Origin of the sequence: Azospirillum brasilense, assembly GCF_003349955.1 — a bacterium.
Taxonomy (GTDB): Bacteria; Pseudomonadota; Alphaproteobacteria; order Azospirillales; family Azospirillaceae; genus Azospirillum; species Azospirillum brasilense_B.
This window is the reverse complement of sequence record NZ_QLKQ01000061.1, coordinates 1-15,081: the sequence shown is the minus strand read 5'-3', so window position 1 is coordinate 15,081 and position 15,081 is coordinate 1. Positions and strand designations below refer to the sequence as shown.

General features: G+C 69.9%; 12 protein-coding genes. 3 read left to right on the top strand and 9 right to left on the bottom strand.

The features are described from left to right. Window position 1: 1 nt before the first annotated feature. The 5 genes from DXK32_RS23075 to glnK all read right to left on the bottom strand — a co-directional run bounded on the left by DXK32_RS23075 (window position 2) and on the right by glnK (window position 6,194). Window positions 2–622 carry an HdeD family acid-resistance protein gene (locus DXK32_RS23075; protein ID WP_114860649.1) on the bottom strand — a complete coding sequence of 207 codons (621 nt, stop codon included), beginning with the start codon at window positions 620–622 and terminating at the stop codon, window positions 2–4. Window positions 623–773: 151 nt separating this feature from the next. After that, complete coding sequence (locus tag DXK32_RS23070) at window positions 774–1,436, bottom strand: LolA family protein (RefSeq protein WP_114860648.1); 663 nt, start codon at window positions 1,434–1,436, stop codon at window positions 774–776. Between the two features lie 206 nt (window positions 1,437–1,642). Further along, the gene (locus DXK32_RS23065) at window positions 1,643–4,165 is read right to left on the bottom strand and encodes a DNA translocase FtsK (RefSeq protein WP_114860647.1); all 2,523 of its coding nucleotides are present in this window, start codon (window positions 4,163–4,165) and stop codon (window positions 1,643–1,645) included. Between the two features lie 105 nt (window positions 4,166–4,270). Continuing rightward, window positions 4,271–5,503 carry an aminotransferase class I/II-fold pyridoxal phosphate-dependent enzyme gene (locus tag DXK32_RS23060; RefSeq protein ID WP_247877298.1) on the bottom strand — a complete coding sequence of 411 codons (1,233 nt, stop codon included), beginning with the start codon at window positions 5,501–5,503 and terminating at the stop codon, window positions 4,271–4,273. Window positions 5,504–5,855: 352 nt separating this feature from the next. Beyond that, complete coding sequence (glnK, locus tag DXK32_RS23055; protein WP_035670687.1) at window positions 5,856–6,194, bottom strand: P-II family nitrogen regulator; 339 nt, start codon at window positions 6,192–6,194, stop codon at window positions 5,856–5,858. 319 nt (window positions 6,195–6,513) lie between these two features. Between glnK and DXK32_RS23050 the strand changes: the two genes are divergently transcribed. Beyond that, a complete protein-coding gene (locus tag DXK32_RS23050) occupies window positions 6,514–7,764 on the top strand; it encodes a UbiH/UbiF/VisC/COQ6 family ubiquinone biosynthesis hydroxylase (RefSeq protein WP_114860645.1) in 1,251 nt (416 codons plus the stop codon). 204 nt (window positions 7,765–7,968) lie between these two features. Here the strand turns inward: DXK32_RS23050 and thpR are convergent, their stop codons facing one another. Genes thpR through DXK32_RS23030 form a run of 4 tightly spaced genes read right to left on the bottom strand, consistent with a single transcriptional unit; the run spans window position 7,969 to window position 11,368 of the window. Continuing rightward, window positions 7,969–8,505 carry an RNA 2',3'-cyclic phosphodiesterase gene (gene thpR / locus DXK32_RS23045; RefSeq protein WP_114860644.1) on the bottom strand — a complete coding sequence of 179 codons (537 nt, stop codon included), beginning with the start codon at window positions 8,503–8,505 and terminating at the stop codon, window positions 7,969–7,971. Window positions 8,506–8,521: 16 nt separating this feature from the next. Further along, complete coding sequence (locus DXK32_RS23040; RefSeq protein WP_114860643.1) at window positions 8,522–9,565, bottom strand: NADP(H)-dependent aldo-keto reductase; 1,044 nt, start codon at window positions 9,563–9,565, stop codon at window positions 8,522–8,524. 13 nt (window positions 9,566–9,578) lie between these two features. After that, window positions 9,579–10,754: an FIST signal transduction protein gene (locus DXK32_RS23035; protein ID WP_114860642.1), complete on the bottom strand. Its 1,176-nt coding sequence runs from the start codon at window positions 10,752–10,754 to the stop codon at window positions 9,579–9,581. 5 nt (window positions 10,755–10,759) lie between these two features. After that, window positions 10,760–11,368: an arylesterase gene (locus DXK32_RS23030; RefSeq protein ID WP_247877297.1), complete on the bottom strand. Its 609-nt coding sequence runs from the start codon at window positions 11,366–11,368 to the stop codon at window positions 10,760–10,762. Between the two features lie 145 nt (window positions 11,369–11,513). On the opposite strand from DXK32_RS23030, the gene DXK32_RS23025 reads away from it, so the two are divergent. Both DXK32_RS23025 and DXK32_RS23020 read left to right on the top strand, forming a co-directional pair. Next, window positions 11,514–12,248 (top strand): ABC transporter ATP-binding protein, encoded by a 735-nt coding sequence (locus DXK32_RS23025; RefSeq protein ID WP_114860640.1) that lies wholly within the window; start codon window positions 11,514–11,516, stop codon window positions 12,246–12,248. A gap of 162 nt (window positions 12,249–12,410) precedes the next feature. After that, a complete protein-coding gene (locus DXK32_RS23020; RefSeq protein WP_114860639.1) occupies window positions 12,411–14,936 on the top strand; it encodes an ABC transporter permease in 2,526 nt (841 codons plus the stop codon). Window positions 14,937–15,081: the final 145 nt, after the last annotated feature.

The window sequence follows — 15,081 nt, the reverse complement described above, 5'->3', positions numbered from 1 at the left end:
TTTACTCCGCCGCCACGGCGTTGCCGTGGTTGGAATGATGGCCGTGGTCGTGCAGGCAACGGCGCAGGCGGAAAGCGGTGACGATGGCCAGCGCGCCATAGGCGATCAGATAGCTGCCCACGCCCAGCGCCAGGACCAGCAGGCCCAGGGACGGCAGGACCCACATGCCGAAACCGAACAGCACCGACAGGGCGCCGGCCACGCCCCAGGCCCATTTGCCGTGGCTGCGGTGCATCCGCCACGCCGTCATGATCTTGGCGAAGCCGGTGATGACCGACCAAGCGGCGATCACGAAGACCAGGGCGAACAGGCTCGCCGCCGGCCACAGCAGGGCCACCGCGCCCGCCACCAGACTGACCACGCCGTCCAGAAGGAAGGGCAGGCTTCGCTCGTGCGCCTGCGCGGCACGGATGCCGCCGACGATGGCGAACACCCCGTCCATCAGCAGGTAAGCCCCGAGAAGAATCGTCAACGTGGCGACCGTCGCCCCGGGCAGGAGAAAGGCCAGCAGGCCGAGGATCACCGCCGCGGCCCCGCGCAGCGCCAGCGCCCACCAGTTGCGCGCCAGCAGATCGTTCATGCCCTGGACTCGCCGGGCCTCAAACATCGCCTCCGTCGCCATGTCGCGTCTCCCCTCATCCGTTCGAGTGCAGCGGACGCGGGTGAACGCGCCCTATGCATCACGGCAACAGGATCAGGAGGACTTCGTTGCGGCGGCCGGTTGTCGCAGCGGCGGGATTCGCGCGACTTCCGTGCAAACCCACCGGGGCGGGTCAGTTGTTGCGGCCGTAGTCGCCCTTGCTGGGTTCGATGAAGTAGAAGAGCTTCGAGTCGAACTGCATGCCCTCGCGCGGGTTCATCAGCGCCACCTCGGTCGTCAGCCCCTGGGCGTCCAGCACCCGCCATTTGCGGAGCTGGAAGGGCCGGTCCTCGAAGACCAGCGTCAGGGTGCCCTTGCCGGGGTCCTTGGTCTCGGTCAGGCTGATTTCCACCAGCCCCGGCGCCTGATAGACGCCGGTCACCGTCACATCGCCGGACAGCCGGATGTTCTTGCGCAGGATGAAGTCGGCCAGCGTGCTGCCGATGGGGGCGCTGGACTGCTGCCGCATCTCCCCGTCCCAATAGAAGATGAAGGCGCCGTCGGCGACGACGAAGTCCTTCACCGGCGCGTCGTACTCCAGCCGCATCCGGCCGGGACGCGCGAGGTAGAAGGTGCCGGTGGTCTGGTGCCCGTTCGGGGCGACCTGCACGAACTTCGATTGCAGCGTGCCGATGCCGTTCAGGTAGCTTTCCGCCTGGGCCACCAGCGCTTGATCCTGGGCAGACAGGGCGGCGGCGCGCGGCGCGGCGAGCGCGGGGTCGAGGACCGCCCCCGCCGTGGTGACGGACAGAGCGACGGCGGCGGCGGCCAGGATGCGGCGGAACGGGATCTTCATGATGCCTGCTAGGTAACCGGACGTTCCGGGCGGAAATGGGGCGCGGCGGCGGTGGTTCCAAGGAGAAACAGCGCACTTGCGAAGACGCTCACGATGGCCCCCTCCCCAACCCTCCCCCTCTTCGAGGGAGAGGGGGCATGGGCGAAGCGGCGGCAGTCCCCTCCACCTCGAAGAGGGGGAGGGATAGGGAGGGGGCAAGCCCCTACTCACTCCTCGATGTTGCGGGCCAGCACTTCGCGCTTGCCGGCGTGGTTGGGCTTGCTGACCACGCCTTCGGTCTCCATCCGCTCGATCAGCCGGGCGGCGGAGTTGTAGCCGATGCGGAGCTGGCGCTGGATGAAGCTGGTGGACGCCTTGCGCTCGCGGCAGACCACCGCCACCGCCTTGTCGTAGAGGTCGTCGCCCGACCCGCCGCCGGCCCCCGACCCGTCGTCGAAGGAGCCGCCGTCCTCGTCGTCTTCCTCGGTGATGGCGTCGACGTAGCTCGGCTCGCCCTGGGTCTTCAGGAACTTCACCACCTGCTCGACCTCGCCGTCGGCGACGAAGGGGCCGTGGACGCGGGTGATGCGGCCGCCGCCGGCCATGTAGAGCATGTCGCCCTGGCCGAGCAGCTGCTCCGCCCCTTGCTCGCCGAGGATGGTGCGGCTGTCGATCTTGCTGGTGACCTGGAAGCTGATGCGGGTCGGGAAGTTGGCCTTGATCGTGCCGGTGATGACGTCCACCGACGGGCGCTGCGTTGCCATGATCAGGTGGATGCCGGCGGCACGGGCCATCTGGGCGAGGCGCTGGATTGCCGCCTCGATGTCCTTGCCGGCCACCAGCATCAGGTCGGCCATCTCGTCCACGATCACGACGATGTAGGGCAGCTCCTTCAGGTCGAGCGGCTGCTCCTCGAAGATCGGCTTGCCGGTGTCGGGGTCGAAGCCGGTCTGGACGCGGCGGGTCAGCAGTTCGCCGTCGGCACGGGCCTCGCGCAGGCGGGCGTTGTAGCCCTCGATGTTGCGCACGCCCAGCTTGGACATGTTGCGGTAGCGGTCCTCCATCTCCCGCACGGTCCATTTCAGGGCGACCACCGCCTTCTTCGGGTCGGTGACGACCGGCGTCAGCAGATGGGGGATGCCCTCATAGACCGACAGCTCCAGCATCTTGGGGTCGATCATGATGAAGCGGCAGCGGTCGGGGGCCAAGCGGTAGAGCAGCGACAGGATCATCGTGTTGATCGCCACCGACTTGCCCGAGCCCGTCGTGCCGGCGACCAGCAGATGCGGGAAGCGGGCGAGGTCGGCCACCACCGACTGGCCGCCGATGTCCTTGCCGAGCGCCAGCAGAAGCTTGCCCGCCGTCTTGTCGAAGACGTCGCCGGCCAGCAGCTCGCGCAGCAACACCGTCTCGCGCTTGGCGTTGGGCAGTTCGATGCCGATGACGTTGCGGCCCGGCACCACGGCGACGCGGACCGACACCGCGCTCATCGATCGGGCGATGTCGTCGGCCAGCCCGATGACGCGGGACGACTTGGTGCCGGGGGCCGGCTCCAGCTCGTAGAGGGTGACGACCGGGCCGGGATGGACCTTCTGCACCTCGCCGCGCACGCCGAAATCGGACAGCACGCCTTCCAGCTTCACCGCGTTCTCGCGCAGCGCCGCCTCGTCCACCTTCTCGCCGCGCACGCTGGTCGGGACGATCTGGAGCAGGTCGAGCGGCGGCAGCTCGTAACCGTCCGCCTCCTCCAGATTGAGGGCGGCCTGCTTGGTCGGGCGCCCCGGTTCGGCGGCCTTCTTGCCACCGGCGGGCGGGGCGACCACCGGAACGGCGCGGGTCCTGGCCTCCACGCGCGGCTCGACGCTGATGGAGTCGGACAGCCGTCCGCGCGGCGCGGCGCGCAGGGTGATGGCGCCACCGTCCTCGTCGGGTGTGTCGTCGAGAGTCGGGGCGACGGCCTTCCGGTCCGCGGCGGCGAGGCTGGGCTCCCGGCGCAGCAGGCCGCCGGTCTGGTGAACCGCGTTGCGCGCGGCCTCCGCGCCCTTGTCGCGCACGAAGGACACGCCGGCCCGCGCGCCCCGCCCGAGGCGGGCGAGGCCGGCGGCGGTCTCGCGCAGGCTGGCCGCCCATTCGCGGATCGACAGGCCCATGGCGACGAACAGGATCAGCCCGCCGGCCACCCCGGCCACCGTGCCGACCGCCGGGTTGCCGGGGCTGCCGAACAGCAGCTTGCTGACCCCGTCCAGAAGAACGATGCCGAAGCTGCCGCCGGGATGGCCATTCAGCGGGTCCTCGCCCCCGCCGCCCAGCCCGGCCAGGAACATGGCGACCAGAAGCACGCCCCACACCGCCAGCACGCTGCGGAACAGCGGGTGGCGGACGCTCTTCTGCAGGCTGAGGCGCCAGCCCCACATCATCGGAACCAGCGCCAGCAGATAGGCCGCCCAGCCCAGCGACTGGATCAGGATGTCGGCCAGATAGGCGCCGAACCGGCCGAACAGGTTGTGGATGTGGGCGTTCGCCGCCGGAACCGCGTTCCAAGAGGGGTCGGCCGGGTTGTAGCTGCCCAGGATGACCATCAGCACCAGACCGACCACGCCCAGCGCGAAGCCCGCCAGTTCACGCGCCCGCGCCACCACGAAGGCGCGCGTGGCGGGCGAGAAGAAGGGCGGCTTCTCCGGCCGCGCACTGGCGGGCCGTGCTCCGGCGCTTTTGCCGCTTCCGCTGCGGGGGCTTGCGGGTCGTGCCATGGGCAGAAGGTCCTCAAGAACGTGCTGAACCGGACCCGTCCTTCGGGGGCGAAAGACCGGGGTGACTGGGCAGGCTGAAGAGGGGCGGGGGCCATCCCCCCGCCCTTATCCCAGGATGCGGGCGATGGTGCTGCAGGCGTGGGCGACCGTCTCGGCGTCGTTCACCAGCGCGATGCGGATGAAGGGGGCGCCGGGATTGGCCTCGCCGGGGTTGCTGCGGGTCAGGTAGGCGCCGGGCAGCACGCGGATGCCGCCCTCCGCCCACAGGCGGCGCGTCGCCTCCTCGCCGTCGCCGACCTCCAGCCACAGGAAGAAGCCGCCGTCGGGCCGGTAGTAGCCGTAGCGCCCTTTCAGCGCGGCCTCCGCCGCGTCGAACTTGGCGCGGTAGAGCGCGCGGTTCTCCTCGACATGGGCCTCGTCCCGCCACAGGGCGGCGCTGGCCGCCAGCACCGGCAGCGGCATCCCGGCGTTGGAGTAGCTGCGCAGGCGGGTGAAGCGGGACATCAGCTCCGGATCGCCGGCCACGAAGCCCGAGCGCAGCCCGGCGGCGCTCGACCGCTTGGACAGGGAATGGAAGACCAGGATGTTCGCCCAGGGCTTCCCGTCATGGGCCAGCCCGGAGGCGACCTGGAGCGCGCCGACCGGCGGCTTGTCCAGGTAGATCTCGGCGTAGCACTCGTCCACCGCCAGGACGAAGCCGTAGCGCCGCGCCAGCCCGATCGCCCGCTCCAGATAGGCGGCGTCGGCCGCCGCCCCCTGCGGGTTGGCCGGGGTGCAAAGGTAGAACAGCGCCGTGCGCTCCAGCAGCTCCGGCGTCAGCGCGTCGAGGTCGGGCAGGAAGCCGGTCTCGCGGGTGGAGGGCAGGAACACCGGCTCCGCCCCGGCCAGCAGGGCCGCGCCCTCGTAGGGGGCGTAGAAGGGGTTGGGCATCAGCACGGCCGGCTGCCGGCCCGCCTTGGATTGCGGCACGGCCAGGAGAGCGAGCAGGAACAGCGCCTCGCGCGTACCGGACACCGGCAGGACGGACTTCTCGGCGTCGAACAGCCCGTCGGGCAGAGCGTAGCGGCGGGTCAGCCAGGCGCCCACCGCCTCGCGGAACTCCGGCGTGCCGCCGACCGGCGGGTATTTGCCCCACAAATGGGCGTTGGCGCGCAGCGTCTCGTCGATGATGGCCGGCGGCTGGTGCTGCGGTTCGCCCACCGACATCATGATCGGCTCGGCGTTGGCGCGCGGCGTCACCCCGGACAGCAGGGCCGCCAGCCGGGTGAAGGGGTAGTCGGACAGCCGGTCGAGCCGGTCGTTGACGAGAGCGAAGGTGCCGAGGTCCGGGAGCGACATGCCGCCGAGAATCCTTTCCATGAGGACGGCCCGGGAAGGCCGGGCCGGCCCCGAGGGGCACGACCCGTCAGGGGCCTTTTGGGGGCCTCTGCCCGATACGAAACGGAAACGATCCTACCGGCGGTGGAGTCCCGGCACAAGGGCACAAAACCGGACGAAGCCCGGTCAAGGGAAAGCATACGCCGCCCGTTCCGGCGGCCTCGGCGCCACGGCGGAAGGACTGGCGCGCCCGGCCTCAAGTCTCCGGGCAGATCATCGAGGACCCGCGGCAAGAAAAAGCGGACGCGCCTTCCCCCCTGGCGGGAGGGGCCGGACGATGACGCCCTGCCCGGTCCGCTTCCTCCAGGATGCCTCAGAGAGCTTCGGTGTTGGTCTCGCCGGTGCGGATGCGCACGGCCTGGGCGATGTCCAGCACGAAGATCTTGCCGTCGCCGATGCGGCCGGTGTTGGCGGCCTTCTGGATCGCCTCGACCACCTGCTCGTACTGGTCGTCGGACACCGCGACCTCGACCTTCACCTTGGGCAGGAAGCTCACGGAATACTCGGCGCCGCGGTAGATCTCGGTCTGACCCTTCTGGCGTCCGAAGCCCTTCACCTCGCTCACCGTCAGGCCCTGAATCCCGAGCGACGTCAGCGCCTCGCGCACTTCGTCGAGCTTGAACGGCTTGATGATGGCCATAACCAGTTTCATGTGGCTTCCCCTTGGGTATGCGTGTTTGCGGGCCCTTGCGGTCGCCCGGTCCCCCCTCGGCCGATCCCGCCGTGGCGGCGGGTTTTCCGAACGTGACTCGAGCGTGTTCGCCTCGACCATAAAAAGCAATGTCTTCAAAAATCGTGCCGGTTGCAGAATCGGCCCTTTTCAGCGGTTTTTGGCTGTTTCGCCGATCGATTGGGCAGGTTGTGCCCAATATTTACGCAAACCGGGTGCCGCGACGCCGCGCCGCTGGACATCCGGACCGGGCGGAACGATTGTTCGTACCCGTCTACACTGATCGAAGGGCAGCGCCATCATGACCGAATCGGGCACCACCGCAGCGCAGGAGATCACGACCGACGTCGTCGTGTTGGGCGGCGGACTGGCCGGGCTCAGCATGGCGGCGGCCCTGGCCACCGCGGGCGTTCCGGTGGTGTGCATCGACCGCGACAGCCCGGACCGGCAGGCGGGGGACGACTTCGACATCCGCACCACGGCGGTCGCCTACGCCTCGATGAAGGTGCTGGAGGGAGCGGGCGTGTGGAAGCACATGGAGCCCGACGCCGGCCCGATCCTCGACATCCGGGTGGCCGACCAGTTCTCGCCCCTGTTCGTCCATTACGACCACACGGAGCTGACCTGGGACGGCAAGAACCAGCCCTTCGGCTGGATTCTCGACAACAAGGACATGCGCCGCGCCCTGTTCGCCCGCGCCAGGGAACTGCCCGGCCTGCACCATCTGGCCCCGGCCCAGGCGGTGTCGATCGAGCGCAACCGCGCCGGCGCCACGGTAAAGCTGGCCGATGGGCGGGTGGTCAAGGCGCGGCTGGTCGTCGGGGCCGACGGGCGCCGCTCGCTGGCGCGGGAGAGCGCCGGGATCAAGCTGCGGACCTGGGCCTACGACCAGACCGCGATCATCTGCACGATCCGCCATTCGGAGCCGCACAACGGCGTCGCGGTGGAGCATTTCCTGCCCAACGGCCCCTTCGCCGTGCTGCCGATGACCGGGAACCGCTCCTCCATCGTGTGGAGCGAGAAGCGGTCGCTGGTCGACATGTATCTGAAGCTGCCCGAGGACCAGTTCATCGACGAGCTGACCCGGCGGTCGGGTGGTTATCTGGGCGACATCGAGCTGGTGACCCGGCGCGACGCCTGGCCGCTGTCGGTCCTGCTGGCCGAGCGCTTCATCGCGGAGCGCGTCGCCCTGATCGGCGAGGCGGCCCACGCCATCCACCCCATCGCCGGGCAGGGGCTGAACCTGGGCCTGCGCGACGTGGCGGCGCTCGCCGAAGTGATCGTGGACGCCCACCGGCTGGGGCTGGACGTCGGCTCGCCGGAGGTGCTGGCCCGCTTCCAGCGCTGGCGCCGCTTCGACACGGTGCTGCTGGCCGTGGTCTGCGACGGTCTGGTGCACCTGTTCTCGAACAACATCCCGCCGGTCAAGCTGGCCCGCGACGTCGGCATGGCCGTGGTCAACCGTCTGCCGCCGCTGAAGCGCTTCTTCATGCGGCACGCGATGGGCGTGGTCGGCGAGCTGCCGCGGATGATCAAGGGCGTGCCGCTGTAAGGAGTACGGGATTCTCGGGGGACAACAGGGTCTTCACGGATTGCACAGATTTTGACACGGATTACACGGATTTCTTTTGTTCGTGCCTCAGCGCTTGCCTTTTCGATCAGCACGCACTGGGCAAGCTCAAATAAAAATCCGTGTAATCCGTGCTCAAATCCGAGAAATCCGTGAAGACCCTGTTGCCCGACAAGACTCCCGAACTCACCCCAGCCCGTATTCCGACAGCGCCTCGTACACCGCGGCCCCCTTGCCCAGGTGGCTGCGGTAGAGCGTGAAATGCTCCACTCGGATCGGACCGGCGCGGAACATCCCGCGCTCCTCGACGAAGCGCCCGATCCGGTCCTTCGGCGCGTCCTTCAGCCGGGCGAGCGTGACGTGGGGCGAGAATTTGCGCTCCTCCGCCGGCAGACCGCAGCGGACCAGCGCCGACTCGACCTTGGACTGGAGGTGCGACAAGGCGTCGCTGCGCTCCACCCCGGCCCAGAGGACGCGGGCGTTGCGGCCGCTGCCATACACGCCCACGCCGTCCAGAACCAGATCGAAGGCCGGTGCCACGATCTGCGCCAGCGACTCGTCGATCTCCGCCGCCTGATCCTCCGGCACCTCTCCGATGAAGCGGAGCGTCAGGTGCAGGTTGTCCGCGTCGGTCCAGCGGGCGCCGGGCACGCCGCCGCCCAGCCCCGCCAGACGCCGGCGCACCTCCTCCGGAAAATCGAGGGCGACGAAGAGACGGATCATTGGCTTTCCGGAACGGTTACGGGCAGGGGTCGGGATAGCGGGCGTTGACCGCCTCGATGTCCTTCATCACCTCGTCCGACAGCGTGACGTCCACCGCCGCGATGTTGGACTTCAGGTCCTCCATGGTCGTCGCGCCGATCAGCGAGGACGCGACGAAGGGCTGCTGCAGGGTGAAGGCGATGGCCATCTGGGTCGGCGACAGGCCGTGGCGGCGGGCGACGTCCAGATACTCCTTCGTCGCCGCGTCGGCATTGACGGTGGCGTAGCGCGACTTGCGGTGATCCAGCGCGCGGCGGGTGCCGGCGGGAACGGCGCCGTCCAGATACTTGCCGGTCAGCGTGCCGGCGGCCAGCGGCGAGTAAGCCAGAAGCCCGACATCCTCGCGCAGCGACACCTCGGCCAGACCCTGCTCGAAGGTCCGGTTGAGCAGGCTGTAGGCGTTCTGGATCGAGGCGATGCGCGGCAGGCCCTTGTCCTCCGCCAGCTTGAGGAACTGCATCACCCCCCAGGGCGACTCGTTCGACACGCCGATGTGGCGGACCTTGCCGGACTTGACCAGCTCGTCGAGCGCCGACAGCGTCTCCTCGATGGGCGTGCCGTCCTTCTCCGGCCGGTGGACGTAGTTGCGCGCGCCGAAGCGGTTGGTCGAACGGTCCGGCCAGTGGAGCTGGTACAAGTCGATGTAGTCGGTCTGGAGCCGGCGCAGGCTGGCCTCCACCGCCGCGAAGATGTTGGCGCGGTCGAGCTTCGCCTCGCCGTTGCGCACCCAGGCGAAGCCGCCGTCGCTGGCCCCGACGACCTTGCTCGCCAGGATCACCTGATCGCGCTTGCCGTTCGCCTTGAACCAGGTGCCGATCACCTCCTCCGTACGTCCGTACGTGTCGGCGGTCGGGGGGATGGCGTACATCTCCGCCGTGTCCCAGAAATTCACGCCCTCGCCGAGCGCGTAGTCCATCTGGGCGTGGCCTTCGGCCTCGCTGTTCTGGCGGCCCCAGGTCATGGTGCCCAGGCCGATGGCGCTGACCGACAGGCCGGTGCGGCCGAGCGGACGGTATTGCATTTGGTTGTGGTCCTTAAAGGAACAGGGTGAGCACGCCCGTATATCCGTACAGGCGGGCGTTGGAGATTTCGCCGCTGGCGAAGAAACCGGCCAGCGGAATGTCGCCGAAGGTCTCGCGGATCAGCGCCAGCTCCTGGCTGCCCTCGCCGAACAGGCTGGGGCCGCGGGCGATGCAGCTGACGTAGAGGGCGCCCTTCGGGGTGGTCTTCACGCGCTTCTTCAGATTGGCCAGCATGCGGCGCATGTCGGACTCGGCGCTCTGCTGGTCGCGGCGGGTGAACAGGATGGGCTGGCCGCTCTGCACATGGTGGGCGACGGCGATCCAGCCGGCGCGCGGGTCGATGGCGATCAGGTCGCGGACCAGATAGTCCGCCGTGTCGCTGCCGGCGATCGGCAGGCCGGCGAAGATGTAGCCGGACACCCGCTTGAGGTCGCGGGCCAGCAACTCGCCGATGTCCTCCTTGAAGACCTCCAGCGCCGGGCGCCCGTCGATCTCCAGGACGACGTTGTCCTCCGCCGCGGTGATGGTGCGCACCGGGCCGATGGGCGTGCAGCCCTGGCTGAGCCCGGTGGCGACCGGCACCTGCGGCGCGAACAGCACGCCCGACACGCCGCCGTCGGCCACCGGCCCGCCGACCATCGTGGCGGTGTTGCCCGGAATGGTGAATTGCGGGAACTCCGACCGCGAGGCCGACAGGCCGCCGACCAGGAAGGCCCCGGTTGTTTCCGCCAGCGAAACGACCAGCCCGGCCAAGTCCTGGTGGCGCGGGTCGGCGTGGGCGAGCGCCAGCATGGCGCCGTGCTTGTCCAGCCAGCCGCCGGCCATGCGGCGCAGCGGCTCCATGTCGCCCGACACCACGGGGAACAGGCGGAAGCCCTCCGGCGGCAGGCGGGCGACCATCACGGCGATGCCCGGCTTGTCGAAGATCTCCTCGTCGTTGGCGCAGACGCCGATGCCGACCGTGCCCACCCAGTCGCGGATGCCGGTGACGCCGCGCAGCAGCGTGACCATGCTGGTGGCGTGTTCGGCCAGCGCGTCGGTGATGTAGAGGAAGCCGAGGTTGCAGCCCTCCACCGCGCCGAGTTCGTCCAGGCACGACTTGACGACGGCGCCCCATTCGGTGCCGGTGGCCGATGCGGCCTTGAAGTGGGTTTCGGTGGTGGCGGTGTCGCCGGCCAGGGTCGCCATGGGTGTCAGTCTCCGCTTTTGGCGATGCCGTCCAGAAGGCGGGCGACGTGGGGCGCGATGCGCTCCACGATCACCTTCACGCCGGCCGCGTTGGGATGGATGCCGTCGGGCTGGTTCAGCGCGGCGTCGGCCGCCACGCCGTCCAGGAAGAACGGGTAGAGCTGTACGTCGTACGCCTTCGCCAGATCGGGGTAGATGGCGTTGAAGCGGTCCATGTACGCGCGGCCCAGGCTGGGCGACGCGTACATGCCGGCCAGCAGAACGGGCAGCTTCTCGCCGGTCAGACGCTTCAGGATGGCATCGAGGTTGGCGCGCGCCGCGCCGGGGTCGAGGCCACGCAGCATGTCGTTCGCTCCCAACTCCACCAGCACGGCGTCCGGCTTGTCGGCCAGCGCCCAGTCGAGCCGCGACAGGCCGCCGGCCGTGGTGTCGCCCGACACGCCGGCGTTGACGACGGTCACGTCGTAGCCCTTCGCCCGCAGCGCCGCCTGCAACTGCGGGGTGAAGGACTGCGGTTCGGGAAGGCCGTAGCCGGCGGTCAGGCTGTCGCCGAGCGCCAACAGGGTGTAGGGCCCCTTCCCCGCACCCGTCTGGGCGAACACGGGCGCGGTCATGCCGATTCCCGCGCCAATTCCCACAACGACGGCGAGAGCGGCCAGACCCGACCGAAGGAGGGCCATGTTGAAATGGCGGCGCACCATGCCATATGGCGTGAGGTTTTCCCGCCCATTTCCCCGCCCGTTCCAGAGACGCATGCCAATGTCCCGACCCGATTCCGTTGAGTCCACCATCGTCGATCTCGACGAGGTGCATCTGAGATTGGACAGCGCGGCCGGACCCGTCAACATCCTGAGAGGCTTGAATCTCCGCATCCAGCCCGGTGAACGGGTCGGCGTGGTCGGCCCGTCGGGCTCCGGCAAATCGACCATGATGATGGTCATGGCCGGTCTGGAACGCCCCACGGGCGGGACCGTGCGCGTCGCCGGGCAGGATCTGGGCCGGCTGGACGAGGACGGGCTTGCGCGCTTCCGCCGCGACCATGTGGGGATCGTCTTCCAGGCTTTCCACCTCGTGCCGACGATGACCGCGCTGGAGAACGTCGCCATCCCCCTTGAATTCGCCGGGGCCGCCGACGCCTTCGACCGCGCGCGCGCCGGGCTGGAGGCGGTCGGGCTGGGCCACCGGTTGAGCCATTATCCGGGCCAGCTCTCCGGCGGCGAGCAGCAGCGCGTCGCCCTGGCGCGCGCCTTCGTGGCCGAGCCGTCGCTGCTGCTGGCCGACGAACCGACCGGCAACCTGGACATCGGCACCGGCGCCACCATCGTGGAGCTGCTGTTCGACCTCGCCGAGCGGCGGGGCACGACGCTGGTGCTGATCACCCACGACCCGTCCCTGGCCGACCGCTGCGACCGGACCGTGCGCCTGATGGACGGGCGCATCGTCGACGATGGCACGGCCGCCCGCGCCGAGCGCGAGCGCGTGGCCGGGGACTGAGCGTCCATTGAGGGAGTGGTCGCGTCGCGCCCCCCTCCCGACCTCCCCCCGCTGCGCAGGGGGAGGAGATGAAGCCCTCCCCTGCGAAAGCGGGGGAGGGTTGGGTGGGGGCCCCGACGCGACCACTCCCCACCATCACCCCACACTCCCCGGACACCCCGCATGACCAACCTCGCCCTCGCCTTCCGACTGGCCCGCCGCGAGTTGCGCGGGGGGCTGAAGGGGTTCCGCATCTTCCTCGCCTGCCTGACGCTGGGCGTCGCGGCCATCGCCGCGGTCAACTCCGTGTCCGGCGGCGTGCTGGCCGGTCTGCAGGCGGATGGACGGGCGATCCTCGGCGGCGACGTCGCGCTGCGCCAGATCTACGCGCCGCCGACCGACGAGCAGCGCGCTTGGCTGGAGCAGGCCGGACGCCTGTCGCAATCGGTGGAGATGCGCGCCATGGCACGCTCCGCCGACGACGAACGCTCCACGCTGGTCGAACTGAAGGCGGTGGACGGCGTCTACCCGCTCTACGGCTCCGTGGCGCTGGCGCCGCAGGGGGATCTGCACACGGCGCTGGCCAACCGCGACGGGCGCTGGGGCGCGCTGGTCGAGGACGGGCTGCTCGACCGGCTGGGGCTGAAGACCGGCGACACGCTGCGGCTGGGCGAGGGCGAATTCGCCGTGCGCGGCGTGCTGACGCGGGAGCCGGACCGGGCGTCCAACGGCGCCTTCTCGTTGGGACCACGGGTGATGATCGCCTTGCCGTCGCTGGAAGGCACCGGCCTGCTCCAGCCCGGCAGCATCGTCTATTGGACCGCCAAGCTGGCCCTGCCGCCAGGCACCGACGTGGCGGCGTGGCAGAAAGCGCTGGCGGCGCGCTTCCCCGACGCCGGCTGGCGGGTCCGCGACTTCACCAACGCCTCCCCGCAGATCGAGCGCTTCATCGACCGCATGACGCTGTTCCTGACGCTGGTCGGGCTGACCGCCCTGCTGGTCGGCGGGGTCGGGGTGGGCAACGCGGTGCGCAGCCATCTCGATTCGCGCGCCCGCACCATCGCCACGCTGAAATGCCTGGGCGCGCCGGGCGATCTGGTCTTCCAGGTCTATCTGCTGCAAATCCTGGCGCTGTCCGGGCTGGGCATCCTGCTCGGGCTGCTGCTCGGCGCGGTGGCGCCGCTGGGGCTGGGGTCGCTGCTCGATCAGGTGTTGCCGGTGCCCACCCGGATCGGCGTCTACCCGGGCGCCCTGGCGCTGGCCGCGCTCTACGGCCTGCTGACCGCCCTGACCTTCTCGCTGTGGCCGCTGGGCCGGGCGCGGGAGGTGCCGGCGGCGGCGCAGTTCCGCGACGTGGTCGCCCCCGCCGGGGGCCGCCCGCGCGCGGTCTATCTGGCGGCGATGGCGCTGACCGTCGCGGCTCTGGCCGGACTCGCCGTCGCCACCGCCCACAACAAGATGTTCGCCGCCTGGTTCGTCGGCGGCTCCATCGCCACCTTCATCGCCTTTCGCGTGGCCGCCTGGCTGGTGGTGCGCGGGGCCGCGGCGGCGGGGCGGCCGCGCCGTCCGGGGATGCGGCTGGCGCTCGCCAACCTGCACCGGCCCGGCAACCCGACCGGGGCGGTGGTGCTGTCGCTCGGCCTCGGCCTGACCGTGCTGGTCGCCATCGCGCTGATCGAGGGCAACTTCTCCCGCCGGGTCAACGAGACGATCCCCAAGGACGCGCCCAGCTTCTTCTTCGTGGACATCCAGCCCGACCAGTTCGAGCCGCTGAAACAGATGGTCAGCGCCCTGCCCGGCACCAGCGGATTCGAGGCGGTGCCCAGCTTGCGCGGGCGGATCGAGACGGTGAACGGCCAGCCGGCGGAAAAGGCGCTGGTCAACCCCGAGCAGTCCTGGGTGCTGTCCGGCGACCGCGGCATCACCTACTCCGCCAAGCTGCCCGAGCATTCGGAAATCGTCGCCGGCTCCTGGTGGCCGGAGGACTACACGGGGAAGCCGCTGATCTCCATCCACCAGAATGTGGCGAGCGCCTTCGGCATCGGTCCCGGCGCCACCATGGGGATCAACGTCCTGGGCCGCACCATCGAGGCGACGGTCGGCAACGTGCGCGCCGCCGACTTCTCGACGCTGGCCATCAATTTCGCCCTGGTCTTCGCGCCGGGGACGCTGGAGCGGGCGCCGCAGACCTGGATCGCCACCGTCCGCAGCACGCCGCAGGCGGAACCGGAAGTCCAGCGCTCCGTCCTGCAGCGCTTCCCCAACGTCACGCTGGTGCGGGTGAAGGACGCGCTGGACACGGTGGGCGCCATGCTGGGCCACATCGGCACGGCGGTGCGCGTCACCGCCGGGATCACGCTGGCCGCCGGCACGCTGGTGCTGGCCGGGGCGGTCGCCGCCGGGCACCGCCGCCGGGTCTACGACGCGGTGGTGCTGAAGGTGCTGGGCGCCACGCGGGCCGACGTGCTGAAGGCCTTCCTGCTGGAATACGGGCTTCTCGGCATCCTGACCGCGGCCATCGCCGGGGTCATCGGCACCATCACGGCCTGGGCGGTGATGACCTTCCTGATGCGCTGGGATTGGACCTTCCTGCCGTCGGCGGTTCTGACCACGGCCCTGCTCAGCACGGCGATCACTCTGGCCTTCGGCTTCCTCGGGACGTGGCGGGCGCTCGGCCAGCCCTCCGCCCCGCTGCTGCGCAACGACTAAAGCGGATTGCAATCCGCTTTGGACCGCGACGGCGGTCCCGGTCGCGCATGCGACCGGAGCCCGCCGGCGAATGAGGCGATAAGAGTCTAACAGGCCGCGGAAAAAGGCTATGCCCGGCCTGCCGGTCGTGATTCTCTCTGGTCGC